Annotated in this window: 19 protein-coding genes and 1 pseudogene; 12 read left to right on the top strand and 8 right to left on the bottom strand. The window is 69.5% G+C overall.

Features of this window, described 5'->3' with window-relative positions; translation table 11 throughout:
• From FOZ76_RS17820 to FOZ76_RS17845, 7 genes and pseudogenes are all read right to left on the bottom strand, one after another.
• On the bottom strand, positions 1 to 451 hold a 451-nt coding region (locus FOZ76_RS17820; RefSeq protein ID WP_143949645.1), incomplete at its 3' end, for a 4Fe-4S dicluster domain-containing protein.
• A 19-nt stretch (positions 452 to 470) separates the two neighbouring features.
• Positions 471 to 1553, bottom strand: a complete 1083-nt coding sequence (gene glcE / locus FOZ76_RS17825) for a glycolate oxidase subunit GlcE (protein WP_143949646.1) — start codon at positions 1551 to 1553, stop codon at positions 471 to 473.
• A 283-nt stretch (positions 1554 to 1836) separates the two neighbouring features.
• Positions 1837 to 3312 (bottom strand): FAD-linked oxidase C-terminal domain-containing protein, encoded by a 1476-nt coding sequence (locus FOZ76_RS17830; RefSeq protein ID WP_143949647.1) that lies wholly within the window; start codon positions 3310 to 3312, stop codon positions 1837 to 1839.
• A gap of 47 nt (positions 3313 to 3359) precedes the next feature.
• Entirely contained in the window at positions 3360 to 4331 is a 972-nt protein-coding gene (locus FOZ76_RS17835; RefSeq protein ID WP_143949648.1) for a Bug family tripartite tricarboxylate transporter substrate binding protein, read from the bottom strand.
• Between the two features lie 61 nt (positions 4332 to 4392).
• Entirely contained in the window at positions 4393 to 5364 is a 972-nt protein-coding gene (gene acuI / locus FOZ76_RS27985) for an acrylyl-CoA reductase (NADPH) (RefSeq protein ID WP_281283014.1), read from the bottom strand.
• A 102-nt stretch (positions 5365 to 5466) separates the two neighbouring features.
• Positions 5467 to 6591, bottom strand: a pseudogene (locus FOZ76_RS27990) (acyl-CoA dehydrogenase family protein); the annotation flags it as partial.
• On the bottom strand, positions 6588 to 7793 hold the full coding sequence (locus FOZ76_RS17845; protein WP_143949650.1) for a CaiB/BaiF CoA transferase family protein: 1206 nt from the start codon (positions 7791 to 7793) through the stop codon (positions 6588 to 6590). The gene FOZ76_RS17845 and the pseudogene FOZ76_RS27990, both read right to left, overlap by 4 nt.
• A 141-nt stretch (positions 7794 to 7934) precedes the next feature.
• Between FOZ76_RS17845 and gcvA the strand changes: the two genes are divergently transcribed.
• Entirely contained in the window at positions 7935 to 8849 is a 915-nt protein-coding gene (gene gcvA, locus FOZ76_RS17850) for a transcriptional regulator GcvA (protein ID WP_143949651.1), read from the top strand.
• A gap of 54 nt (positions 8850 to 8903) precedes the next feature.
• On the opposite strand, the gene FOZ76_RS17855 is transcribed toward gcvA, so the two are convergent.
• Positions 8904 to 9683: a GntR family transcriptional regulator gene (locus FOZ76_RS17855; RefSeq protein ID WP_143949671.1), complete on the bottom strand. Its 780-nt coding sequence runs from the start codon at positions 9681 to 9683 to the stop codon at positions 8904 to 8906.
• A gap of 333 nt (positions 9684 to 10016) precedes the next feature.
• Between FOZ76_RS17855 and FOZ76_RS17860 the strand changes: the two genes are divergently transcribed.
• From FOZ76_RS17860 to FOZ76_RS17910, 11 genes are all read left to right on the top strand, one after another.
• A complete protein-coding gene (locus FOZ76_RS17860; protein WP_143949652.1) occupies positions 10017 to 11255 on the top strand; it encodes an NAD(P)/FAD-dependent oxidoreductase in 1239 nt (412 codons plus the stop codon).
• A complete protein-coding gene (locus tag FOZ76_RS17865; protein ID WP_143949653.1) occupies positions 11252 to 14995 on the top strand; it encodes a hydantoinase B/oxoprolinase family protein in 3744 nt (1247 codons plus the stop codon). The genes FOZ76_RS17860 and FOZ76_RS17865 overlap by 4 nt, the downstream gene beginning before the upstream one ends.
• Positions 14992 to 15957 (top strand): Bug family tripartite tricarboxylate transporter substrate binding protein, encoded by a 966-nt coding sequence (locus FOZ76_RS17870; RefSeq protein ID WP_143949654.1) that lies wholly within the window; start codon positions 14992 to 14994, stop codon positions 15955 to 15957. The genes FOZ76_RS17865 and FOZ76_RS17870 overlap by 4 nt, the downstream gene beginning before the upstream one ends.
• Entirely contained in the window at positions 15954 to 16358 is a 405-nt protein-coding gene (locus FOZ76_RS17875) for a RidA family protein (protein WP_143949655.1), read from the top strand. Before FOZ76_RS17870 ends, FOZ76_RS17875 begins: the two co-directional genes overlap by 4 nt.
• Positions 16359 to 16608: 250 nt before the next feature.
• Positions 16609 to 17931, top strand: a complete 1323-nt coding sequence (locus FOZ76_RS17880) for an aromatic ring-hydroxylating dioxygenase subunit alpha (protein ID WP_143949656.1) — start codon at positions 16609 to 16611, stop codon at positions 17929 to 17931.
• Positions 17932 to 17947: 16 nt separating this feature from the next.
• Positions 17948 to 19387 carry a glutamine synthetase family protein gene (locus FOZ76_RS17885; protein ID WP_143949672.1) on the top strand — a complete coding sequence of 480 codons (1440 nt, stop codon included), beginning with the start codon at positions 17948 to 17950 and terminating at the stop codon, positions 19385 to 19387.
• A 2-nt stretch (positions 19388 to 19389) separates the two neighbouring features.
• Complete coding sequence (locus FOZ76_RS17890; RefSeq protein ID WP_143949657.1) at positions 19390 to 19713, top strand: 2Fe-2S iron-sulfur cluster-binding protein; 324 nt, start codon at positions 19390 to 19392, stop codon at positions 19711 to 19713.
• Between the two features lie 240 nt (positions 19714 to 19953).
• A complete protein-coding gene (locus FOZ76_RS17895) occupies positions 19954 to 21132 on the top strand; it encodes an ABC transporter substrate-binding protein (protein WP_143949658.1) in 1179 nt (392 codons plus the stop codon).
• A gap of 90 nt (positions 21133 to 21222) precedes the next feature.
• Complete coding sequence (locus FOZ76_RS17900; RefSeq protein WP_143949659.1) at positions 21223 to 22089, top strand: branched-chain amino acid ABC transporter permease; 867 nt, start codon at positions 21223 to 21225, stop codon at positions 22087 to 22089.
• Positions 22086 to 23138, top strand: a complete 1053-nt coding sequence (locus FOZ76_RS17905) for a branched-chain amino acid ABC transporter permease (RefSeq protein ID WP_143949660.1) — start codon at positions 22086 to 22088, stop codon at positions 23136 to 23138. Before FOZ76_RS17900 ends, FOZ76_RS17905 begins: the two co-directional genes overlap by 4 nt.
• On the top strand, positions 23135 to 23920 hold the full coding sequence (locus FOZ76_RS17910; protein ID WP_246129604.1) for an ABC transporter ATP-binding protein: 786 nt from the start codon (positions 23135 to 23137) through the stop codon (positions 23918 to 23920). The genes FOZ76_RS17905 and FOZ76_RS17910 overlap by 4 nt, the downstream gene beginning before the upstream one ends.
• Positions 23921 to 23943: the final 23 nt, after the last annotated feature.

Consider the following 23943-nt stretch of genomic DNA (forward strand, 5'->3'; position numbering starts at 1 on the left):
GCACCTTGTCGCGCAATGCGGCCGGCAGCGCGCCGCGCACCGCACGGCCCGCCGCCAGCGCCGGCCCGAACGCACGCGAGTTGAGCCCTTCCTTGAGCGTCCAGCGCACCACCTTTTCCTGCAGGGGGCGGGGGACCTGCGCATCCACCACGCGGCGGCCGATGTCCAGCAGCCGCCCATACTGCACCCCGCTCGGACATGTGCTCTCGCAATTCCGGCAGGTCAGGCAGCGGTCCAGGTGCTGCTGGGTCGAGCGCGTCGGCGCGACGCCCTCCATCACCTGCTTCATCAGGTAGATCCGCCCGCGCGGCCCGTCCAGCTCGTCGCCAAGCAGCAGATAGGTCGGACAGGTGGCCGTGCAGAAGCCGCAATGCACGCATTGGCGCAGGATGGCCTCGGCCTCCGCGGCATCGGGGTCGTTGCGAAACTCGGGGCCTAGGGTGCATTGCATGCCGGATTCCTGGCGGTGCTCAGAGGCCGGCGTACATGCGGCCAGGGTTGAAGATACCCGCGGGGTCGAACGCCTTGCGCAGGGCACGGTGAATGGCGCTGGTGGCGTCCGCCACCGCGTCGAAACGGGCGGGCACGGCGGCGGCGCCGGCGCCGACACGGAACAGGGTGGCATGGCCGCCCACCGCGCGGGCAGCCGAGCGCAGGGCATGCGCCGCGTCCAGCGGGGCGCGGTACCAGCGCAGGCCGCCATGCCATTCGATGGTCGGGCCGGCGCCGGGCACGGCCAGCACCGCGGCGGTCTGCGGCACCGAGATCCGCCACAGCCCTTCGCCGGCCTGCGGCTGGAAGTCGGCCAGCGTGTGGTCGCGGCAGGCCGCCCAGCCTTCCTGGGCCTTGCCTGCATCGAGCGCTTCGCCGCCCATGCGGGCCTGCGCGGCTTCGACCGCTGCGCGGGCGCCGCACAGGCGCACATAGAGCGTGCCGCCCTGCGCGTCGCTCCAGCGGCTCGCATTCAGGGGCAGGGGCTGGCCGCCCCAGGCATGCAGCCGCTGCAGGGCCTCGGCCTCGCTACAGGCGTAGCGCAGCGTGAGGTCGGCGGGCGGCACCGGCAGCACCTTCAGGCTGGCGGCGGTGATCAGGCCGAGCTGCCCGAGCGAGCCGGCCAGCACGCGGGAGATGTCGTAGCCGGCGACGTTCTTCATCACCTGGCCGCCGAAATGCAGGTGCTCGCCCTTGCCGTTGATGAGGGTGGCGCCCAGCACGTAGTCGCGCACGCAGCCCACGCTCGCCCGCGCCGGGCCGGACAGCCCCGCGGCGAGCATGCCGCCCACGGTGCCGCCCTCGCCGAAGTGCGGTGGATCGAAGGGCAGGTACTGGCGCTGCTGCGCGAGGTGCTCCTGCAGTTCGCGCAGCAGCGTGCCGGCGCCCACGGTCACCACCAGTTCGCTGGGCTCGTAGGCATGGATGCCGGCCAGGCCGCGCGTGTCGAGCAGTTCGCCAGTGGCCGGTTCGCCGTAGAAATCCTTGGTGCCGCCGCCGCGGATGCGCAGCGCCGTGCCATTGGCCGCCGCTGCCCTGATGCGTTTGATGTATTCGTCCATGGACTGTCAGCCTTCGCCCGGCCGCCCGAAGGAGGCTGAAGCCCCCTCGGGGGGCAGCGAGCACAGTGAGCGTGGGGGTCGTTTCATTCAGCCTTCGCCCGGCCGCCCGAAGGAGGCTGAAGCCCCCTCGGGGGGCAGCGAGCGCAGTGAGCGTGGGGGTCGTTTCATTCAGCCTTCGCCCGGCCGCGATGCCATCCAGGGCACAGCGGATCCGGCTTTGCCGGTCCGCCAGTGCCGCCCCTTTGAGGGGGCGCGCGTCAGCGCGTAGGGGGGGGGTCTCATTCTAAAAACGGGGAAGCTCGGGGTGGGGCAGGGCGCCTGCGCGCACCAGCATGCGCCCGTACTCGGCGCAGCGCGCCAGGGTCGGGATGGCCTTGCCCGGGTTGAGATTGCCCGCCGGATCGAAGGCCGCCTTCACCGCCAGCATCTGGGCATTCTCCTGGGCGCTGAACTGTACGCACATGCTGTTCAGCTTTTCCACGCCCACGCCGTGCTCGCCCGATACGGTGCCGCCCATGGCCACGCTGGTTTCCAGGATGTCCGCGCCGAAATGCTCGGCGCGTTCGAGTTCGTCGGGGTCGTTGGCGTCGAACAGCACCAGCGGGTGCAGGTTGCCGTCGCCGGCATGGAACACATTGCAGCAGCGCAGGCCGTACTTGCCTTCCATCTCCTGGATCGCGAGCAGCATGTCGGCCAGGCGCCGGCGCGGAATGGTCGAATCCAGGCACATATAGTCCGGGCTGATGCGCCCCGACGCGGGAAACGCGTTCTTGCGTCCGCTCCAGAAGCGCAGGCGCTCGGCCTCGTCGCGGCTCACGGCGATCGCCGTCGCGCCCGCGCCGCGCAGTACGGCCGTCATGCGCTCGATCTCCTCGGCGACTTCCTCGGGCGTGCCGTCGGATTCACAGAGCAGGATGGCCGCGGCGTCCAGATCGTAGCCGGCATGCACGAAGTCCTCGACCGCCGCCGTCATGGGCCGATCCATCATTTCCAGGCCTGCCGGGATGATGCCGGCCGCGATCACCGCCGCCACCGCGTCGCCGGCATGCCGCACGTCGCCAAAGCTCGCCATGATGCAGCGCGCGAGCTGCGGCCGGGGTACCAGGCGGACAGTGACTTCCAGCGTGACGGCGAGCATGCCTTCGCTGCCCACGATGAGCGGCAGCAGGTCGAGGCCCGGCGCATCGAGGGCCTCGGAGCCGAAGGTGACGGCTTCGCCGTGCGCGTCGTAGCCGCGTACGCACAGCACGTTGTGCAGGGTGAGCCCGTACTTCAGGCAATGCACGCCGCCCGAGTTCTCGGCCACGTTGCCGCCGATGGTGCAGGCGATCTGGCTGGAAGGATCGGGCGCGTAGTACAGGCCGTAGGGCGCGGCCGCTTCGCTGATCGCGATGTTGCGCACGCCGCACTGGACGCGCGCGGTGCGCGCCACAGGGTCGACCTCGAGAATGCGATTGAAGCGCGCGAGCGAGAGAGTGAGCCCGGCGGTGTGCGGCATGGCGCCGCCCGAGAGGCCGGTGCCGGCGCCGCGTGCGACCACCGGCACGCCCAGCGCGTGACAGGCGCGCAGGATCGCCTGCACCTGCGCTTCGGTCTCGGGCAGCGCGACAGCCATGGGCCGGGCCCGATAGGCGGTCAGGCCATCGCACTCGTAGGGAATGGTGTCTTCCTTGCGCCAGAGCAGCGCAGGGCCCGGCAGCAGGGGCGATAACCTGGCGATCAAGGCCGCCTGCCTGGCGCTGAGATCTTCGACTTGCATACTGCCGGCTTACCTTCTCCATGTCGGGCGCGGGATACGCCCGAGTCTCATTCGACCTTGATGCCTTCCTGCTGGATCAGGGCCGCCCAGCGTGCGGTCTCCGCACGTACCATCTCCTCGAACTCGGTGCCGTCGCTGTTGACGATCTGAAAGCCGTCGCGTTCCATGCGGGCGGTCACTTCAGGGTCTTCGAGGGTTTCGCGCAGGGCCCGGCCGACGTGCTCCCGCACATGCTCGGGAAGGCCCGCGGGCGCGAGCATCCCGACCCAGGAGCGCGCCTCGTAATCGGGTACGGATTCGGCGATTATAGGTGCCGACGGGAGCTGTTCGACGGGGCTCTTGCTGCCGATGGCCAGTACATTGGCGCGATCCGTCTGCGCGTAGCCGATCACCGTGGGCAGGCTCGCCACCACCATGTCGACTTCGCCTCCCAGCAAGGCCGTCAGCATCGGCCCGCCGCCGCGATAGGGAACGTGCGTGATGTCGACCCCCGCCATGCGGGCAAAGGCGAGCGCATTGAGATGGTTGGAGCCGCCGACGCCCGAGGAGCCGTAGTTCAGCGTGCCCGGCGCCGCCTTGGCGGCCTCGAGGACGGCGTCCACGCTCTCGAGGCCGGACTTCTTCGAGGTCACCAGCGCGACCGGCATGGTCCCGATCAGCCCGATGTAGTCGAACGATTGGAACGTGTCGTACTTGATGTCGTACAGGCTCTGGTTGACGGCATGGGAGTCGAACACCAGGAGCAGGGTATAGCCGTCGGCGTCGGCCCTGGCCACCTCCTGGGTACCGATGGTCCCGGATGCGCCACCCTTGTTGTCGATGATGACGGTCTGCCCGATCGCCTGGGCGAACCGCTGCGATATCGTGCGCGCCACGTAGTCCACCGAGCCGCCCGGCGGGAACGGGACGATGAGCCGGATGGGCTTGTCCGGATAGGCCTCGGACTTGGCCTGTGCATAGGGCGTGAGGGCGGCAAGTGCCGCGCCGGCGAGGCAAGCCAACAGCTTTCTGCGTTGCATAGGGTGTCTCCTCCCATGATGAGATGCAGCGTTGTCGTGTACTTGTATGGCGCAGCGTCCCTCAGTCGATCTGCACGACGACCCGGCCGCGGATCTTGCCGGCCAGCAGCTCGGGGGCGAGCGCGAGGGCGTCGGGCAGGCTGACGGTGCGCGTGTTGCTGTCGAGCACGTCGGCGGGCAGGTCCCGCGCGAGGCGCTGCCAGGCCTGCAGCCGGCGCTCGCGCGGCGCCTGGACGCTGTCGATGCCGATCAGCGAAACGCCTCTGAGGATGAAGGGCGCGACCGTGGCGGGCAGGTCCATGCCCTGGGCCAGACCGCAGGCCGCGACGACGCCGCCGTAGCGCGTGCCGGCCAGGACGTTGGCGAGCGTATGGCTGCCGACGCAGTCGACGGCGGCTGCCCAGTTCTCTTTTTGCAGCGGCTTGCCGGCGTTCGACAGCAGGTTGCGATCCATGATGGCGCTTGCGCCCAGGGCACGCAGGTGAGGCTCCTCCTCGCGCCGCCCGGTCGAGGCCGTGACCAGATGACCGGCGCGCGCCAGCAGCGCGATGGCGATGCTGCCCACGCCGCCGTTGGCGCCGGTGACGAGCACGGGGCCCGCGCCGGGGGCGACGCCATGGGCTTGCAGCGCCATGACGCAGAGCATGGCGGTATAGCCGGCCGTGCCGATGGCCATGGCATGGGCGGGCGACATGCCGTGCGGCAGCGGAATGAGCCAGTCGGCGCGCACGCTCGCGTAGCCCGCGAGCCCGCCCCAGTGCGCCTCGCCCACGCCCCAGCCGTTGAGCAGGACGGCGTCGCCCACCTGATACCGCGGGTCGGCGCTGCGCTCGACGGTGCCCACGAAGTCGATGCCGGGCACCATCGGGAAGCTGCGCACGACGGGCGAGCTGCCGGTGATCGCCAGGGCGTCCTTGTAGTTCAAGGTCGAATGGCTGACTTTCACCAGGACTTCGCCTTCGGGCAGCGCATCCGGCGTCAGCGTGCGCAGTTCGGCGCGGGTGCGGCCCTCGCCGTCCTTGGTGAGGTGGATCGCGGCGAATTCCGCGGTGCCGCCGTCCTTCGTGCGTGCAGCGTCGGTCCGCGCGCTGTGCCGAAAGCTCGGCATGTAGCGCTGCACGAGGGTGGTCGCGATGCGCTCGCGCATCATCTCGTTGGAGCCGTCGGCCAGGCAGAGCGCCTTGGCGGCGAGCAGCTTGCGCGAGAGGGATTCGGCCTGCGTCAGGCCGCGCGCCCCCATGGCCTGCATGCACTGGGCGATGGCGGGCAGGCAGTGTTCGCCCGCGTGCAGCTTGGCGGTGGCCGCCGCCTCCATCGCCTGGTCGTCGTCCGCCTCGATGTGCCGCGTGGCCGCCTCGGTGAGCCGGATGAGGATGTCGTGCTGGGTGGCGGCATCGACCAGCGACCAGCGCAGGCCCTGCTGGTTGAGGACCGGCTGGCCGAACGCCACCCGCGAGGCGGTGTGCCGGACCGCCTGCTCGAGCGCGGCGTGCATCAGCCCGCAGGCCATGGCGGCCACATGCACGCGGGCTTTGTTCACCCCCGCCATGGCTTGCCGGAAGCCGTCCCCGGGCGCGTACAGCATGTCGCTTTCGGCGGCCAGGTAGTCGTGCAGCCGGAACCCGCCCACGCCCGCGCCCTCCAGGCCGTCCAGCGGCTGATCCAGGATGCGCGTGCAAACGGCCGGATCGTCCAGGCGCACGATGAAGCAGGCGATACCCGCGGCGCCGCGCTGCTCGTCGGTCTGCGCGAAGACGAGCGCAATCTCGCCGCCGTGGACGTTGGCCACCCATTGCTTCTCGCCGTTGAGCAGCCAGCCCTGGGGCGTCTTGCGGGCCTGCATGCGGATCGCGGAGAAGTCGCTGCCGGCGCCGGGCTCCGACATGGCCGTGCAGCCGATCAACTCTCCCCGCAGCATGGGCGGCAGATAGGTCGCTCTGGCCTGGGCGTTGGCGTCCTCGGCGATACGGACCATCGCGCTGTGATGGTTGATGAAGCTGAAGGCAAAACCGAAGTCCAGGCTCGCCAGGGTGCGCGCCGCGGCCACCCGGCCGGCGAACGGCAGGCCCAGCCCGCCCATGGACCGGGGAATCTCGATGCCGGCCAGGCCAAGTTCGCAGGCGCGCCGTACCCACGGGCCGCTCCAGGCGTGCTCGCCGTTCAGGCCGGCCAGTTCAGGACGCACCTCGTCCTCGATATAGGCCCGCAGGGCCTCGGCAAGGGCGCCGACATCGGCGATGTCGGTGTCGATTCGATTCATGCCGCATCTCCCGTATGGCTGGTGGGGATCGCGCGAGCGTTGCGCAGCGCATCCAGGCGTTGGTCGTCGTACCCCGCGATCTCGCGCAGCACGGATTCGGTGTCCGCGCCATAGGCCGGCGGATAGTCCAGCGTCGGCCTGTCCGCGAACTTGAACGGATTGCCCAGCATCCGCACGCTCGCGCCGTCGCTGGGGCGCGTCACGTCCTCGACCATCCCGCGCGCGTTCACCAGGGGGTGCTGCAACGCTTCGTCGACGGACTGGACCACGGCGGCCGGCACGCGGCTGGCATTGAACAGCGCCAGCCATTCGGCCGAAGGCCGAGTCGCGATGCGCTCGCCCAATGCCTGCGTCAAGGCATCCACATTGGCAATGCGCTGCGCGCCGGTGTCGAACCGGGGGTCGTCTGCCATCTCGGGCGCGTCCAGCACCTCGCAGAGCTTGCGCCAGAAGACTTCGCCGGTCGGCGCGAGCGCGATCCACTTGCCGTCGCTGGCCCGATAGGTGTCGCTGGGGGCGATCATCGCGTGCCGGGCGCCCGTCGCCTTCGGCACGGGGCCGCCGCACAGCCAGCCCTGTGCCTGCCAGGTCAGCAGCGCGATCTGGGCATCGAAGAGCGATACCTGGATCTGCTCGCCCTTGCCTTGTGTGCGCGCCTTGAGCAGCGCCGCGGTCACGGCCAGCGCCAGATAGAGGCCGCCGGCCAGGTCGGCGATCTGGTAGCCGACGCGTACGGGCTTGCCATCCTCCTCGCCCGTGATGCTCATCACTCCGGCCATGGCCTGCAGCATGAGGTCGAAAGCCGGTGCGTCCGCGTACTCGCCCTGGTCGTGCAGGCCGATGAGCTGGGCCACGACAATGCGTGGATTGATGTGGCGCAGCGTCGCGAAATCCACCCCCAGGCGGGCCGGTACCGACGGTGCGAAGCCATGGATCACGGCATCGGCCTCGCGCACCAGATCGTCGAAGGCGGCCTTGCCGGCGGGCGACTTCAAGTCCAGGGCGACACAGCGCTTGCCGCGATTGACCGAGAGAAAGAACGGCGACTCCATCTCGGGCGACACCGGCGGGACCTTGCGCGCGTAGTCGCCGTCGAGCGATTCCACCTTGATGACATCGGCCCCGAGCTGTGCCAGTAGCTGGCCGGCGAACGGGCCGCCCAGTACCCAGCTCAGATCGAGAATCCTGACTCCGGAAAGCATGGCGTGCGTCTCCTCCACGGCCTTCGTGTTTCATGAACCGCAGGCCGTCATGCGGACTGCGGGAGCATTCCAACACGCGGCCTGGGCCCGATCAAACGATATAAACTCGTCGGACTTGATAAAAAAATTCACAGGAGACCGATGCACAAGCTCCCGCCGCTGGCTGCCATACGCGCCTTCGAGGCCGCCGGACGCCTGTCGAGCTTTTCGCGCGCCGCGGACGAGCTTTGCGTGACGCACGGCGCCGTCAGCCACCAGATCCGGCTGCTGGAGTCCTGGCTGGGTATCGTCCTGTTCGTGCGTCGCAGCAAGAGTGTGACCTTGACGGACCAGGGCCGGCACTATCTGGATTCCGTCAGCCCCGCCCTGTCGGCGATTGCCGCCGCCTCGCGCCAGTTGAGCGCCCACGAGGTGCTCCGGGTCAACGCCCTGCCGACCATCACGATGCGCTGGCTGTTTCCGCGCCTCGCCCGGTTTCGCAGCCTCTACCCCAATATCGAAGTCAAGATATCCACGGGCCTGGAACCCACGCACCAGTTGCCCGCCGATGTGGACGTCGTCATCAGGCGAGAGCCCGACCGATCGCCTGGTTGGTACAAAGTCCGCATGTTGTCGGAGGCGGCGTTTCCGGTGTGCTCGCCCACGCTGCTCGAGGAGTTTCCGCTTGCCGCGATCACCGATCTGCGGCACCACACCTTCCTGCATTGCCCGGCGCGCCCGACCGCCTGGAAAGACTGGCTCGCGATGGCGCACCATAGCCGCGTCATCCCGGCGCAATCGCTGGAGCTCGAGCATCTCTATTTCTGCCTGCAGGCCGCCATCGACGGGATCGGCATCGCCATGGGATACACACCGCTGGTTGCGACCGACCTGGCGGCGGGCAGGCTGGTGGCGCCGTTCGGGGGTGTGGTCGCATCGACGCCGGGCTACTTCCTGATCGCCAAGGAAGAGCGTCGGCACGATCCGATCGTCAAGGCATTCCTGGACTGGCTGCTCGAGGAAGGGCGCCAGTTCGACGATCGGATGCGCAGCCTGCCGGCGCTGCCGGAGGGCTGAACCGATCTGCGTCGATGTCCGCGCGCGGCCGCTCGCCGGGGGCGGCCAGCCGTATCAGCGCCCGCGCGCCAAGCGCTGCCGCAACCGCGGGTCTCCCGGCGCCGGCGTGTGCTCCGGCGCCACCAGGTGGATGCCGGGCAGCAGTTCGGCCGCTTCCTCGGGCCGCTCGAGCGCGTATTCCATGTTCATGCAGGCGATTTCGACGTGCTCTTCGCACAGGCCCTGCACGCGGTAGCCCTGGCCGTTCTCGATCGCGTGCACGATGGCGTGGTGCTGGCGCTGGGCCTGCTTCATCCACTGATGCCCCTCGTCGAACGAGGACTGCATGGGCAGCATCGCGCTTGCCGCCGCGAAGGGCTGCCCGTTCAGCATGGTGATGGTGCGAATCAGGGCCAGATTGCCGCTGCCGTGCACGAGCAGGTGATGAAAGCGCGTGTTCACTTCGACATACGCGGCATAGTCGTCCAGCTCCATGGTCGGCTTGTCCACGGTTTCGTCGCCGGCGTCCAGGCAATCGTGCAGTTCGCGCAGAAGCTGGCGCGACGCGCCCTGTTCGGCCAGCGTGCGTGCGGCCATCCCTTCCAGCACCCCGCGCACGCGGATCGCATCGGTCACTTCACGGCTGGTGTAGCGGCGCATCTGATAGCCCCCGCTGCTCGAAGGCTCGATCAGCCCTTCGTGTTCGAGCGTGGCCAATGCGAGGCGCACCGGTGTACGGGAGGCGCCCAGGCGCTCGGCCAGGGGGATCTCGGCCAGACGTTCGCCGGCCAGGAAAGCGCCCTTGAGGATGAGATCGCGGAGCTGGACCAGAACGCGGGATTGCTGAGAGGACATCATGTCTTCCTGGGCAAGAGGGGCGGGATGGGAGGGATTGTACCGATTGCATGCAGCATTGGTGCAGATCACGATTTGGCCTGCTTATTGCATGCAACTCATCGGTTTTTGTTGCGCAGGCTGCCGTGCACCACGTTCGGGCAGCCTGCGCCGCATTGTGTGGAAAGGCGCACCAAATCAGGGCTTTCTTGAGTTTCAACGAGTGCCGGCCAACCCTTGCAGGAAGTTTGCTGGTTCGGCTGGCGTCACGCGTTTTGTCGATGTGTATGCAATTGGATGCACTCATGTCAAGGGCGCGTATCTCTCATCCAGGGCTACGGAGGAAATGCATTCATGCACGTCGTCGTCATCGGGACCGGCATCGTCGGGGTCTGCACCGCAGCGTGGTTGCAGCGCGATGGCCATCGGGTCACCTTCGTCGACCGCCTGCCGCCGGGCGAGGCCTGTTCGTTCGGCAACGCCGGCTCGCTTTCTCCCAGCGCCTGTCTGCCGGTGGGCATGCCGGGCATGTGGAAAAAGGTTCCTGGCTGGCTGCTGGACCCGCTCGGGCCGCTCACCGTACGCTGGCCCTACCTGCCGCGCGTCGTGCCATGGCTGATGGCCCTGCTGCGCCATAGTTCGCCCCGGGAGGTCGAGCGCATCGCGACGGCCATGCGCCGCCTGCTGGCCCCGATCTTCGCGTGCTACGAGCCGCTGCTCGAGCGGGCCGGCGCGCAGCACCTGGTGCGTCGCACCGGCTGTCTCTATGTCTATTCCTCGCGCGAGGTCGCGCGGCAATGGCAATGGGGCATGGACCTGCGCCGGCGTCTCGGCGTGGTGATGGAAGACGTCGAGCAGGACGCGCTGGAGGAACTGGAACCGGACCTGCAGGGGCGGTTCCGCTTCGGCATTCTGGCGCCGGAGAACGGCTCCACGCTGGATTCCTCGGAGCTGGTCAAGGCTTTGCATGCGCAGTGCGAGCGCGATGGCGCGGTGTCGGTGCGCGCCACCGCCACCGGTTTCGAACGCCAGGGCGATCGCGTGCGTGCTGTCCGGCTGGAGGGTGCTGAGCCGCTGGCCTGCGATGCCGTGGTCATTGCCGGCGGTGCGTGGTCCGCCCGGCTCGTCCGCGCGCTCGGGCTGCGCGTGCCGCTCGAAACCCAGCGTGGCTATCACGTCACCGTCGCCAGCAACAACCTGGCCCTGCGCCATACCGTGATGGCGGTCGAACACAACATGATGGTCAATCCGATGGCCAAGGGGCTGCGCCTGGCGGGGTCGGTCGAGTTCGCGGGGCTGGCCGCGCCGCCCGACTACCGGCGGTCGGCGGTGCTGCTCGAGCGTGGGCGCGACATGTTCCCGCATCTGGACACCAGCCGGCATACGCAGTGGATGGGCCACCGCCCCTGTCTGCCGGACAGCCTGCCGGTGCTCGGCCCCGTGCCGCGGATGGCCAACGCCTGGTGCGCCTTCGGCCACGGCCATGTCGGCATGTGCGGCGGCGCCAGTACCGGCCGCGAAATCGCCGCCCTCATCGCCGGCCGGGTTCCCGAGATCGACCTCGCCCCGTTCTCGCCGGAGCGCTACGCATGAGTTTTTCCGCAAGCTCGGGCAGCCGCGACGCCGGCGCAGCGGGCACGCACGGGAGCGGTTCCCCCGCGCCTGGCTGGGACGTCGCCATCGATGTGGGAGGCACCTTCGTCGACATCGCGGTGCGCGGCGCGCACGGCCTGCGTGCCGCGAAGTACCCGCGCGCGCCGGGCTCGCCGGCGCAATCGGTGCTCGGTGCCCTGGACGCCCTCGCTGCCGAGGGCCTGGCACCGGCGTCGGTGCGGCGCATACTGCACGGCACCACGATTGCCACCAATCTGTTGCTGGAGCGCCGGGCCGCGCCGGTCGGCATGATCGTCACCCGCGGCTTCGGGGACGTGCCGACGCTGGGCCGTCAGAGCCGCCGGGATCTCTACCGGCCGGCCATCGCCGTGCAGACCCCGGTCGACATCGCACCCGAGGTGTTGCGCTGCGAAGTGGCCGGCCGGCTGGACGCGCGCGGCGAGATAGGCGAGCGGCTCGATCGCGGCGAGATCGAAGCCGCCGCGCGGCGGCTCGAGGATGCCGGTGTGCGCAGCGTCGCCGTGTGCCTGCTGTTCTCGCATCTGGACGGCAGCCAGGAACGCCAGGTCCGTGAATGGCTGCGCGCAGCATCGCCGGGGCTTGCGGTGTCGCTCTCCTGCGAAGTGGACCCGCGTCCGCGCGAGTATGAGCGGTGGCAGAGCACCGTGCTGGACGCCTACGTCAAACCCGGCGTGGGCGGCTATCTGGCGGAGCTGGGCGAAGGGTTGGCCGCGCGCGGCTATCCGCCGGTGCTGCTGATGCGTTCGCTGGGCGGCGTCGCGCCCGCCGACACCTGTCTGGCGGTGCCGGCCAGCCTGGCCATGTCCGGCCCCGCGGCGGCGGCGCTGGGCGTGGCCGGCATGCTCGATGCGCAGAGCGCGGCGGGCGTCGCCGTCAGCGTGGATATCGGCGGCACCACGGCCGATCTCAGTCTGCTGCGCCAGGCCGGTGTGGACACCACGACCGAATTGTCGGTGGGCGAGCTGAGCCTGCGCATGCACTCGCTCGCTGTCAGGTCCGTGCCGGTGGGCGGCGGCAGCCTGGTCCGTATCGACGCGGCCGGCGGGATCGTGGTCGGCCCGGAATCCGCCGGTGCCGATCCGGGGCCGGCGGCCTACGGCAGGGGCGGCGAGCGCCCGACCCTCACCGATTGTCTGGTCGTGCTGGGTATCGCGCCGGCGCGTCTGGCAGGGGGGATCGACATGGACGCGGCGGCGGCCGCGCGCGCGGTATCGCGCGAGCTGGCGGGCCCTCTGGGCGTCTGCGTGCGGGAAGCCGCCCAGGCAGCGCTGCAGGTGGCCAATGCCATGCTGGCCGAGTCGATCAAACAGGTCGCCATCGACGGCGGCCTGGACCCACGCGCGGTCACCTTGGTCGCCGCCGGCGGCGGAGGCGGGTTGCACGTGGCGCAGGCGGCTGCGCTCGCGGGTATCCGGCGCGTGGTCGTGCCCGCCCTGCCCGGCGTGGCCGCGGCAGTGGGGCTGCTGCAAAGCCCGCTCGTGCGGGTGGCCGAGCATGCGCTGGACGTGGCGCTGGACGACGCCGGGCTGGCCGCCGCCCACGCCGCGGCCCGCACGCTGGCGTTTGCGCCGCTCATGGCCGAGGATTACCCGCTCGAGCGGCCGGTCTGGTTCCTGGACGTCGGCTACGAGGGGCAGGCGTTCACGCTGGCGCTGCCGGTGGACTGGGCCGTGGATTCCGTGGCGTCGCTGCGCGAACGCTTCGACGCCATTCATTGCCGGGTGCGCGGGCAGGTCTTCGCCGCCAGGCAGCGTGTGCGCGGCCTGCGGTTGGTGCATGCCCAGCATCCCGGCCCGGCCGGGCCGGGCCTGGTCGCGCCGCCCTCCACGCCCGGCCTGCCTCGTACGGGTGCCGGTACGCAGGAGTGGGACCGGCAGGCCCTGGCCGCCGGGCAGTGCGGGTCGGGGCCTGCGCGCATCCTGGCTGCGGATACCACCATCTGGGTGCCCGCGGGCTGGGAGTGGTGCGTCGCCGATGGCGGCGCACTCATCCTGAGCGCCCCGCAGCCGGCTTCCCGCGAGGGGGCTGGAAAGCTCGGGGCGGCCCGGCGTTCTCTCGAGACCGCTCCGGCAGCGGCCGAGCGCATCGGCGTCGACACGCCGGCCGGGCTGGACGTGCTGCGCCTGCGGCTGGAAGGTATCGCCGACCGCATGCAGCAGGCGTTGGTGCGTTCGGCCGTCTCCTCGGTGGCCCGCGAAGGCATGGATTGCGCGGCCGCGCTCTTTCTGCCCGATGGGCGGATCATCGCGCAGGCGCGTTCGCTGCCCTTGCTGCTGGGCAGCATGATCCCGGCGATGGCCGGCGTTCTGCGCGCGTTTCCGGCCGCCGGCATGGCCGAGGGCGAGGCTTACCTGCTCAACGATCCATGGTCCGGCGGCACCCATCTGCCCGACATCGTCATGGTGCGGCCCATCCTGCACGGCGGCGCCGTCGCCGCCTTCGCCGCAAGCATTCTCCATCACCAGGACGTGGGCGGCTCGGCGCCGGGTTCCGTGCCGCCCGACGCCGCCGACATCCACCAGGAAGGCTTGCGCATACCGCCCGTGCGCTGGCGCACCGCGGGCGGCATCGTGCCGGACGTCGCTGCCATTCTGGCGGCCAATTCGCGCACTCCCGACAACCTGCTGGGTGATCTGGACGCCCAGTGGGCCGCGATTTCGCTGGGCGCGCGCGAGATGTCCGCGCTGCTGCACGAACTGCCGGAGGATACGTTCCCCGCCGCCGCCCAGGCGCTGATCGAGCGCGCCGAACGGATGACGCGCGCCGCCCTGGCGGTGCTGCCCGACGGCGAGTTCAGCCACGCCGACGCGCTCGATACGCTGGATACGGGCGAACCCGCGCGCCTGTGCGTGACGATCCGCAAGCAGGGCGAGGCGATGGCGCTGGACTTCGCCGGCACCTCGCCCCAGGTGCGCGCGCCGGTGAACGCACCGCCCGCGGCCATGCTCTCCGCGGCCTTCTTTTTCATGCGCACCCTGGCGCCGGACGCGCCCAACAATCACGGCTGCCTGTCGGCCATGTCGCTGCATCTGCCGCCCGGTTCGCTGGTCGATCCGCGCCTGCCGGCCGCCGTCAATGCCCGCACCGCCACGGTCAAGCTCGCCTGCAATGCTCTGCTGGCCGCGTGGGCCAAGGCCGACCCCGCGCGGGCCGTCGCCCCGAATGCCGGCGTGGCGGTCGTGCTTTCCGTGGGCGGCAAGGACGCCGCCGGCCGGCCCTTCTTCTTCACCGAAATCATCGCCGGCGGCGCGGGCGCGCATCCGGGCGGCGCGGGGGTGAGCGGGGTGTCCACCGACGTGGGCAACGCCCGCAATCTGCCGGCGGAGATGCTCGAGGCCCAGGCGCCGATCCGCGTCATGGCGCATGCGCGCCGCCGTGGCTCGGGGGGTGCCGGTCGACACCCGGGGGGCGACGGCGTCGTCAGGCGCTATCTCCTGCTCGAGGGCGAGGCCATGGTTTCCTACCGCGGCGAACGCCACGAAGGCTGCGCTGCGGGTGCGGCGGGCGGCGGGGCGGGCCTGTCCTCGCGCGCCTGGCTGCAGGCGCCCGACGGCAGCCGCCGCTGCATTGCTTCAAAGGCCAGGTTTGCCTGGGTCGCCGGCGAGTGCCTGGTGATCGAAACCGCCGGGGGAGGGGGGTGGGGACATACACAAGATACGTTCGTCGAAACCTCGGTTCTCACAGGGAGTTGTTCATGAAACGCCTATCCATTCTGCTCGGCACGCTGGCCTTCTGTCTGGGTGGCGCCGCCGGCGCGCAGGACTATCCCTCGCGCATGACGACCATCGTCGTGCCCTTTCCGCCCGGTGGCAGCACCGACACCCTGGCGCGCCAGCTCGCCGACCACCTCGCCAAGGACACCGGGCAGCCGGTGGTGGTGGAAAACCGGCCCGGCGCGGGCGGTACCGTCGGCTCGGTGGCGGTGGCGCGTGCCGCGCCCGACGGCTACACGCTGGGCATGGGCGTGACGGGTTCGCATGCCGTGAGCTACAGCCTGTTCCAGAAGCCTCCCTATGACCCGGTCAAGGACTTCGCCCCTGTCTCCATGATCGTGAGCGCGCCGCTGGTGCTGGTGGTCAACGAAAACGTGCCGGTCAGCGACGTCCAGGGGTTCATCGCCCATGCCAAGGCGAACCCGGGCAAGCTCACCTACGGCTCGCCGGGCAACGGAACCTCCATGCACCTGACGGGGGAGATGTTCGACCTGGCCGCCGGTACCGACACCCTGCACGTGCCCTACCGCGGGAGCGCCGCCGCGTTGAACGATCTCATCGGAGGGCAGATCGATCTCATGTACGGCGATGTCCTGGTGCTCATGCCGCACCTGCAGTCGGGGCGCATCAAGGCCATCGCGGTGACCGGCGCCGAGCGCCACCCCATGCTGCCCGATGTCCCCACGATCGCCGAATCCGGCCTGCCGGACTTCGTCTCCCTGTCATGGCAAGGTCTGTTCGCGCCGGCGGGAACGCCGGAACCCGTCATCGCCGCGCTCAACGAACGCATCGTCGCCATCCTGCGCAAGCCCGAGGTGCACGACTTCTTCGCGAGCCAGGGCTTCATCGTCGGCGGCAATTCGCCCGCCGAGTTCGGCGACCTTGTCCGCGTCGAAACCGGCAAGTGGGCGGACATCGTGGCCAAGGCCGGTGTGGAGAAGCAATGATGATCGTGCGTCGAGGGCAGGTCGTGCGTGCCGGCCAGGTCCAGCCCATCGCGCCCGTCGTGATCGCCGACGGCCCCCTGGCCTTCGTGTCGGGCCAGGTGCCCATGGTGCAGGGGCGGCCGGCGGCCGAGGACATCGCCGGCCAGACTCACGCGGCCCTGGACATGATAGAGGCCGTCCTGGCGAGCTGCGGCGCGACGCTGGCCGATGTCGTCAAGGCCACCGTCTGGCTGACCCGGGCCGAGGACTATCCGGGTTTCAACGCCGCCTACGCGGAACGCATGGGCGGTGCGCCGCCGGCCCGCTCGACTGTCGTCAGCGGTCTGATCGCGCCTGTGCTGGTGGAAATCGAGGCGGTGGCCGTCGTGCCGCGCGTCGCCGGGCAAGCAGATGCGGGTTAGCTCTTATTGTATGCAGCTTCTATCGGTGCAAATATTCTGGCCCGATAATTGCATGCACCTCGTGAGTAAGGGCATGGGCACCAATTTGCATCGACGTGGTGCAGATTCTGGATTTATCCAGAAAATTCAAGGGAATTTTCCACATGCGATGTTTTGATGCCTCATGCAATAACGATGTAACGCAGCCTGTTGCCTTGCCTAAATTCAAAAGCTGCATACAGTTGAATGCAGTTGTTGCCAGGAGATTGCCGTGATCAGTGCGGAGCAGAACGAACTCATGACCCGGGTCGGCCGGGACACCCCGGGCGGCAAGCTGCTGCGCCGGTATTGGCAGCCGGTGGCGCTCACCGATGAGCTGGAGGGGCCGCGGCCCGTGCGCCCGGTGCGCCTGCTCGGCCAGGACTTCGTCCTGTTTCGCGACGAGGCGGGCAAGCTGGGTTTCCTGGATCGGGACTGTCCGCACCGCGGCGCGGATCTCGCCTTCGGCCGCCTCGAGGACGGCGGGCTGCGCTGCCCCTTCCACGGCTGGCTGTTCAGCGTCGAGGGCAAGTGCCTGGACATGCCGGCCGAGCCGGCGGGCAGCAAGCTGTGCTCGCGCATCCGCCAGGCCTCGTACCCCGTGGTCGAGAAGAGCGGCATCGTCTTCGCCTACATCGGCGAGGGCGAACCGCCCGCCTTTCCGGACTTCGATTGCTTCGTCGCGCCGGCCACCCACACCTTCGCCTTCAAGGGCCTGCTCGAATGCAACTGGCTGCAGGCGCTGGAGGTCGGCATCGACCCGGCGCACGCGTCCTACCTGCACCGCTTCTTCGAGGACGAAGACACCGCCGAAAGCTATGGCAAGCAGTTCCGCGGCGCCTCGGCCGATTCGGACATGCCCATCACCAAGGTGCTGCGCGAATACGGCCGTCCCGAGATCCGCGTCGAGCCGACCGACTACGGCATGCGCCTCACCGCGCTGCGCCGCCTGAGCGAGGAGCGGACCCACGTGCGGGTGACCAACCTCTGGTTCCCGCAGGCCTTCGTCATCCCCATGAGCGCGGAGATGACCATCTCGCAGTGGCACGTGCCGGTCGACGACACCTCCTGTTATTGGTATGCCATCTTCACGAGCTTCACCGAGCCCGTGGACAAGGCGCAGATGCGCGAGCAGCGCCTGGAGCTCTACGAGCTGCCCGACTACACCTCCCGCCGCAACAAGCGCAACAACTACGGCTACGACGTCGGCGAGCAGGCCAGCCAGACCTACACTGGCATGGGGCACGACATCAACGTGCACGACCAGTGGGCCATCGAGTCGCAGGGCCCGATCCAGGACCGCACGCGCGAACACCTGGGCACGTCGGACAAGGGCATCATCGCCTACCGGCGCCTGCTGGTCGACGCCATCGAGCGCAATCTCGCCGGCGAGGCCGTGCCCATGGCGATCTGCGCGGAGGATGCCGGCAAGTTCCACGGCCCCGCTTCCATCGACGGCATCGGCAGCGCCAGCGAGGCCGACGAGTACTGGCAGCGCGAAGACCGCCGCCGCCGCGAGCAGTCGAGCTGGGCTGCCCCCGGCCAGGCCGCCTGAGAGCCGGACCATGACCATGGCCAGCTTCACCGAGCGCCACGGCCTGTGGACGGACGAGCAGGAGCGCGCTGCGCGCGAGATGCTCGAGTGCATGGAGGCGCGCGGCATCGACGTCGTGCGCTTCGCCTTTCCCGACCAGCACGGCATCCTGCGCGGCAAGACCTTGGTGGCCGACGAGGCCCGGGCCGTCCTGCGCGACGGCGTGAACATGACGTCCACGCTGCTTGCCAAGGACACCTCGCACCGCACGGTATTTCCGGTGTTCACGTCGGGCGGCGGCTTCGACTTCCCCGGCATGCAGGGCGGGGCGGACTTCGTCATCGTGCCCGATCCCACCACCTTCCGCGTGCTGCCCTGGGCCGAGGCCACGGGCTGGGTGATGTGCGATGCCTACATGCAGGACGGCACGCCGTCGCCGCTGGCCACGCGCCAGATCCTGCGCCGCGCCGTGGAGCGCCTGGGCGCGAGCGGCCACGAATTCGTCGCCGGGCTCGAAGTCGAGTTCCACGTCTTCCGCCTGCAGGGCGGCAACATGAACCTGCCGGATTCCGGCCAGCCGGGCACGCCGCCCGAGGTCGAACTGCTCTCGCACGGCTACCAGTACCTCACCGAGCTGCGCTACGACAGCGTGGACGAGGTCATGGTGCTGCTGCGCAAGCAGATCCAGGCCCTGGGGCTGCCGCTGCGCTCGCTGGAGATCGAGTTCGGGCCCAGCCAGTTCGAACTCACCTTCGGCCCGACCTGCGGCGTCGAGCCGGCCGACACCATGGTGCTGCTGCGCAGCGCCATCAAGCAGATCTGCCGGCGCCACGGCTATCACGCCACGTTCATGTGCCGCCCGCGCATTCCAAACGTGGCCTCCAGCGGCTGGCACCTGCATCAGTCGCTGCGCGCGGCCGGCGGCAAGGTCAACGCCTTCATGCCCGAGAGCGCGGACGAGGATCTCTCGCCCCTGGGGCGGCACTACCTCGCCGGCCTGATCGAGCATGCCTGCGGCGCGGCCGCCTTCGCCAGCCCCACGATCAACGGCTACCGGCGCTACCGGCCGTTCTCGCTGGCCCCCGACCGGGCGATCTGGGGCCGCGACAATCGCGGCGCCATGCTGCGCGTGCTGGGCGGCGTGGGTTCGGCCGCCACGCGCATCGAGAACCGGGTGGGCGAGCCGACGGCCAACCCCTACCTCTACCTGGCCTCGCAGATCTTTTCCGGCCTGGACGGCCTGGAGCGGCGCCTGGAGCCGGGGCCGTCGGCGGACGCGCCGTACGAGACGCCCGCCGCGCACCTGCCGCGCTCGCTGGGCGAGGCGCTGCAGTGCCTGCGCGCCGACCCCTGGCTGTGCGCGCAGTTCGGCCAGCGTTTCGTCGACTACTACTGCCACATCAAGGAAGCCGAACTGGCCCGCTTCAACCTCGAGGTGTCCGATTGGGAGCACCGCGAGTACTTCGACCTGTTCTGACCATGCCCCTCATCCACTACATCCTGAAGGACGGCAGCACGCGCACCGTCCAAGCCAAGGCCGGCCAGACGGTCATGGAGACGGCGATCCGCGCCAACGTGCGCGGCATCGACGCCGAGTGCGGCGGTTCCTGTGCCTGTGCCACCTGTCATGTCTACGTCGAGGAGGCCTTCTTCGAGCGCCTGCCCCCGGCGGACGACATGGAGGCCGAGATGCTCGACGAGGTGGCCGTCGATCGCGAGGACAACAGCCGCTTGTCGTGCCAGATCGTCGTCACCGACGACCTGGACGGTCTGACCGTGCGGGTGCCGCAGCGCCAAGCCTGAGCCCGGCCGCCGCGACACGCACGCTCCTGCCTCTTTCGCTGCCGGCGAGGCCACGGTACAAATCGCTTCCTTGCGAGGCGACGTTGCCAGCGCTGCTCCGGCGTCACGGGATTGTCTAGTACGCAAGCGCCGGCCCCGGCCGGCATGTTTCACGCCCCACCGCCTGTCGGCCGGTATCAGGGTGATGATGGTCCAACCGTCATCGTTCCGCCGGCCAGGGCACGACTCCTGGAGATCGACATGTTCCGCAAGACCCAGTTGTTTCCTGCGCTTGCCCTGGCCGGCGCGCTGTTCGCGGGTAGTGCCCAGGCCGCCGACACCGTGCGCATCGGCATCATCGCGTCCTATTCCGGCCCGTATGCCGACTATGGCCGCCAGTTCGACAGCGGCATTCAGCTCTACCTGAAGCAGCATGGCGGCAAGATCGCCGGCAAGGACGTGCAGATCGTCAAGCGCGATACGGCCGGTCCGGCGCCGGACCAGGCCCGCCGCTACGCGCAGGAGCTGATCGTGCGGGACAAGGTCAACTTTCTTTCCGGGCTGGATTTCAGCCCGAACGCCTACGCCGTCGGCGCCGTCGCGGCAGAGGCCAAGGTGCCGGCCATCGTCATGAATGCCGCCTCCTCGGCGATCACCACCAAGTCGCCCTACGTCGCGCGCGTGTCCTTCACCGTGCAGCAGGTGTCCGCGCCGATGGCCGAGTGGGCGCTGAAGGAAGGCATCAAGGAGGTTTCCATCGTGGTGGCCGACTACGCCTCGGGCGTGGATGCGGAAGAAGCCTTCGAGAAGGCCTTCACGGCGGGCGGCGGCAAGATCGTGGGCAAGCTGCGCACGCCCATGAACAACCCGGACTTCTCGGCCTACGTGCAGCGCCTGAAGAACGACAAGCCCGAGGCGGTCTTCATCTTCTTTCCCTCGGGCGTGCAGCCGCCCGCCTTTCTCAAGGCCTGGAAGGAGCGCGGCCTGGATGCCGACGGCATCAGGCTGATCGCCACCGGCGAGGCCACCGACGACAGCTACCTGCAGGCCACCGGCGAGGTGGCGCTGGACCTGGTCACCAGCCACCACTATTCCTACGTGCACGATTCGGCCCTGAACAAGAAGTTCGTCGAGGACTTCCGCGCCGAGTTCGGCGACAAGCTGCGGCCCAGCTACTTCGCGGTGGCGGCCTACGACGGCATGGCCGCGATCGCCAATGCGCTCGAGAAGACCGGCGGCGACATGAGCGGCGAGAAGGTCATGCAGGCCCTGGCCGGACTGGAATTCGAAAGCCCGCGCGGCCCGATCCAGATCGATCCCGAGACCCGCGACATCGTGCAGAACGTCTACATTCGCAAGGTCGAGAACGTGGACGGCGAGCTGGTCAACGTGGAGTTCGATCACTTCGACATGGTGAAGGACCCGGCCAAGGAGAACTGAGGGCCCCAGGGGGCGGGTTGACGCGCAGCCCGCCCCGGTTCCCGCGCCACGCTGCGCGGGTCTGCAGATCAACCTTTCCCGCCAGCCGACATGACTGCCGTTCTCCTGGGCGTTCTCTTCGACGGCATTGCCTATGGCATGTTGTTGTTCCTCATCAGCCTGGGCCTGTCCGTCACGATGGGCCTGATGGGCTTCGTGAACCTCGCCCACGGGGCTTTCGCCATGTTCGGCGGGTATGTGGCCGTGGTTCTGATGCAGCGCGCGGGCTGGCCGTTCCTGGCCACGCTGCCGGCGGCCTTCGTGCTGGTCGGGCTGGCCAGCGTGGTGCTCGAACGCGTGCTGTATCGCCGCCTGTACCGGCGTGGCCCGCTCGATCAGGTGCTGTTCACCATCGGCCTGACCTTCATGGCGATCGCCGGCATCACCTGGTATTTCGGGCCCACGCAGCAGCCGGTCGCGCTGCCCCGGTTCCTGCAGGGCCAGATGAGCCTGTTCGGCCTGCAGGTGGGCGTGTACCGGCTGTTCCTGATCGTCTTCGGCCTGGCCACGGCGGCCGCCGTGGTGCTGGGCATCGAGCGCACCCGCTTCGGCGCGCGCATCCGCGCCGCGGTCGACAACCCGGTCATGGCCACCGGCGTCGGCATCAGCGTGGGCGGGGTGTTCGCCGTCACCTTCGCGCTGGGCAGTGGGCTGGCCGGCGTGGGCGGCGCGCTGGGCATCCAGTTGCTCGGGCTGGACCCGGCGTTTCCGCTGAAGTACCTGGTGTTCTTCCTGGTCGTGGTGGCGGTCGGCGGCCTGGGCTCGGTGACGGGTACCCTGCTCGCCGCCTGCCTGATCGGCATCTTCGACGTGGCCGGCAAGTACTTCATGCCCGAAGTCGGCGCCTTCATCATCTATGCGGTCATGGTCGCGCTGCTCATGTGGCGTCCGCATGGCCTGCTCGGAAAGAGAGCATGAACCCGATCGCAAACAACCTGAACCCGGGCGGCTGGCTGCGCCGGCGCGGCTGGGAGCTGGCGCTCTGGGTGCTCGCGCCGCTGGTCGTCACCCTCCTGTTTCCCGGCTACTTCGTCCTGGCGAGCCAGATCGCGGCCGTCGGCCTGTTCGCGCTCTCGCTGGATCTTCTGATCGGTTATGCCGGCCTGCTCTCGCTCGGCCACGCGGCGTTCTTCGGCGTGGGCGCCTATACCGCCGGCATCCTGTCCGTGCAGGGCTGGGGCGAGCCGATCACCGGCCTGCTGGCGGGCGGCGTGTGCGCCGGCGTGCTGGGATTCGCCACGAGTTTCCTGGTGGTGCGCGTGCGCCATCTCGCGCAGCTCATGGTCACGCTGGGCATCGGCCTGATGGTCTTCGAGGCCGCCAACCGCATGCGCAGCGTCACCGGCGGCGATGACGGCCTGCAGGGCATGGACGTCTGGCCGGTCTTCGGCGTGTTCGACTTCGACTTCTGGGGCCGCACGGCATTCTGGTATGCCTATGCGGTGCTGCTCGTCTGTTTCATCGTCATCACGCGCATCGTCGATTCGCCCTTCGGGCTGGCGCTGCGCGGCCTGCGCGAGAACCCGGCGCGCATGGCGGCGATCGGCACGCCGGTGGCGGCGCGCCTGCGCAAGGCCTATACGCTGTCGGCCCTCTTCGCCGGCATCGCCGGCGCCACGCTCGCGCAGACCACCCAGTTCGTCGCACTCGAGACGCTGAGCTTTCACCTGTCGGCCGACGTGCTCATCATGCTGGTGCTGGGCGGCGTGGGCTATCGCTACGGCGGCCTGCTCGGCGCGGCCGTGTTCATCGTCGCGCGAGACGTGTTCTCCGGCATCAGCCCCGAGTTCTGGCAGTTCGGCCTGGGCGCGGTGATGGTGCTGGTGGTGCTGTTCGCCCCCGGCGGCGTGCTGGGCGGCGTGGCGTGGCTCGGCCGGCGCCTGGGCGTGCGCGCCGGCGAAGCCGGACGCGGCGTGTTTCCCCCAGGCAGAGGACGCCGCATCAACGACCGGAGGTTGCCGCAGTGAATGCTACGTTGGACCACCGCGAGGCTGGCGGGCTGCCGGCGCTGCGCACGCGTGCGCTGTGCAAGCACTTCGGCGCGCTGCAAGTCACGCGCAGCGTGGACTTCGCCCTTCCCGTCGGCGCCCGGCATGCCCTGATCGGGCCGAACGGCGCAGGCAAGACCACCTTTCTCAACCTGCTCACCGGCACGCTGCCGGCCTCCGGCGGCAGTATCGAGCTGCAGGGGGAAGACGTCACCCGGCGCCGGCCCGACGAACGCGTCAAGCGCGGGCTGGTACGCACCTTCCAGGTCACCTCGCTGTTTCCGGAGCTCACACCGCTCGAATCGGTCACCCTGGCCGCGTGCGAGCGGTTGGGCCTGACCCGCCGCTGGCATCGCCGCACCGGCGCCTACACCGCCGCTGTCGACGAAGCGCAGGAGATCCTGCGCCGTCTGCGCATCGCCGGCGTCGGCGGCCAGCCCACTCGCACCTTGCCCTACGGCCAGCAGCGCATTCTCGAAGTGGCCGTGGCGCTCGCGCTGGAGCCGCGCGTGCTGCTGCTGGACGAGCCGGCGGCCGGCATCCCGGCCGGCGAAAGCGCGGAACTGTTCGAGGTGATCGCCGAGCTGCCGGAAGATATCTCGCTGCTCTTCATCGAGCACGACATGCACCTGGTGTTCCGCTTCGCGAGCCGGATCACGGTGCTGGTCGCGGGCGGCGTGATGGCCGAAGGCACTCCCGACGACATCGCCGGCAATCCGGACGTGCGCACGGTGTACCTGGGCAGCGCGGAGCACGCATGATGGCGACTATCCCCCGAACCCCT

The sequence above is a fragment of the Verticiella sediminum genome (assembly GCF_007558815.1).
GTDB classification, from domain to species: domain Bacteria; phylum Pseudomonadota; class Gammaproteobacteria; order Burkholderiales; family Burkholderiaceae_B; genus Verticiella; species Verticiella sediminum.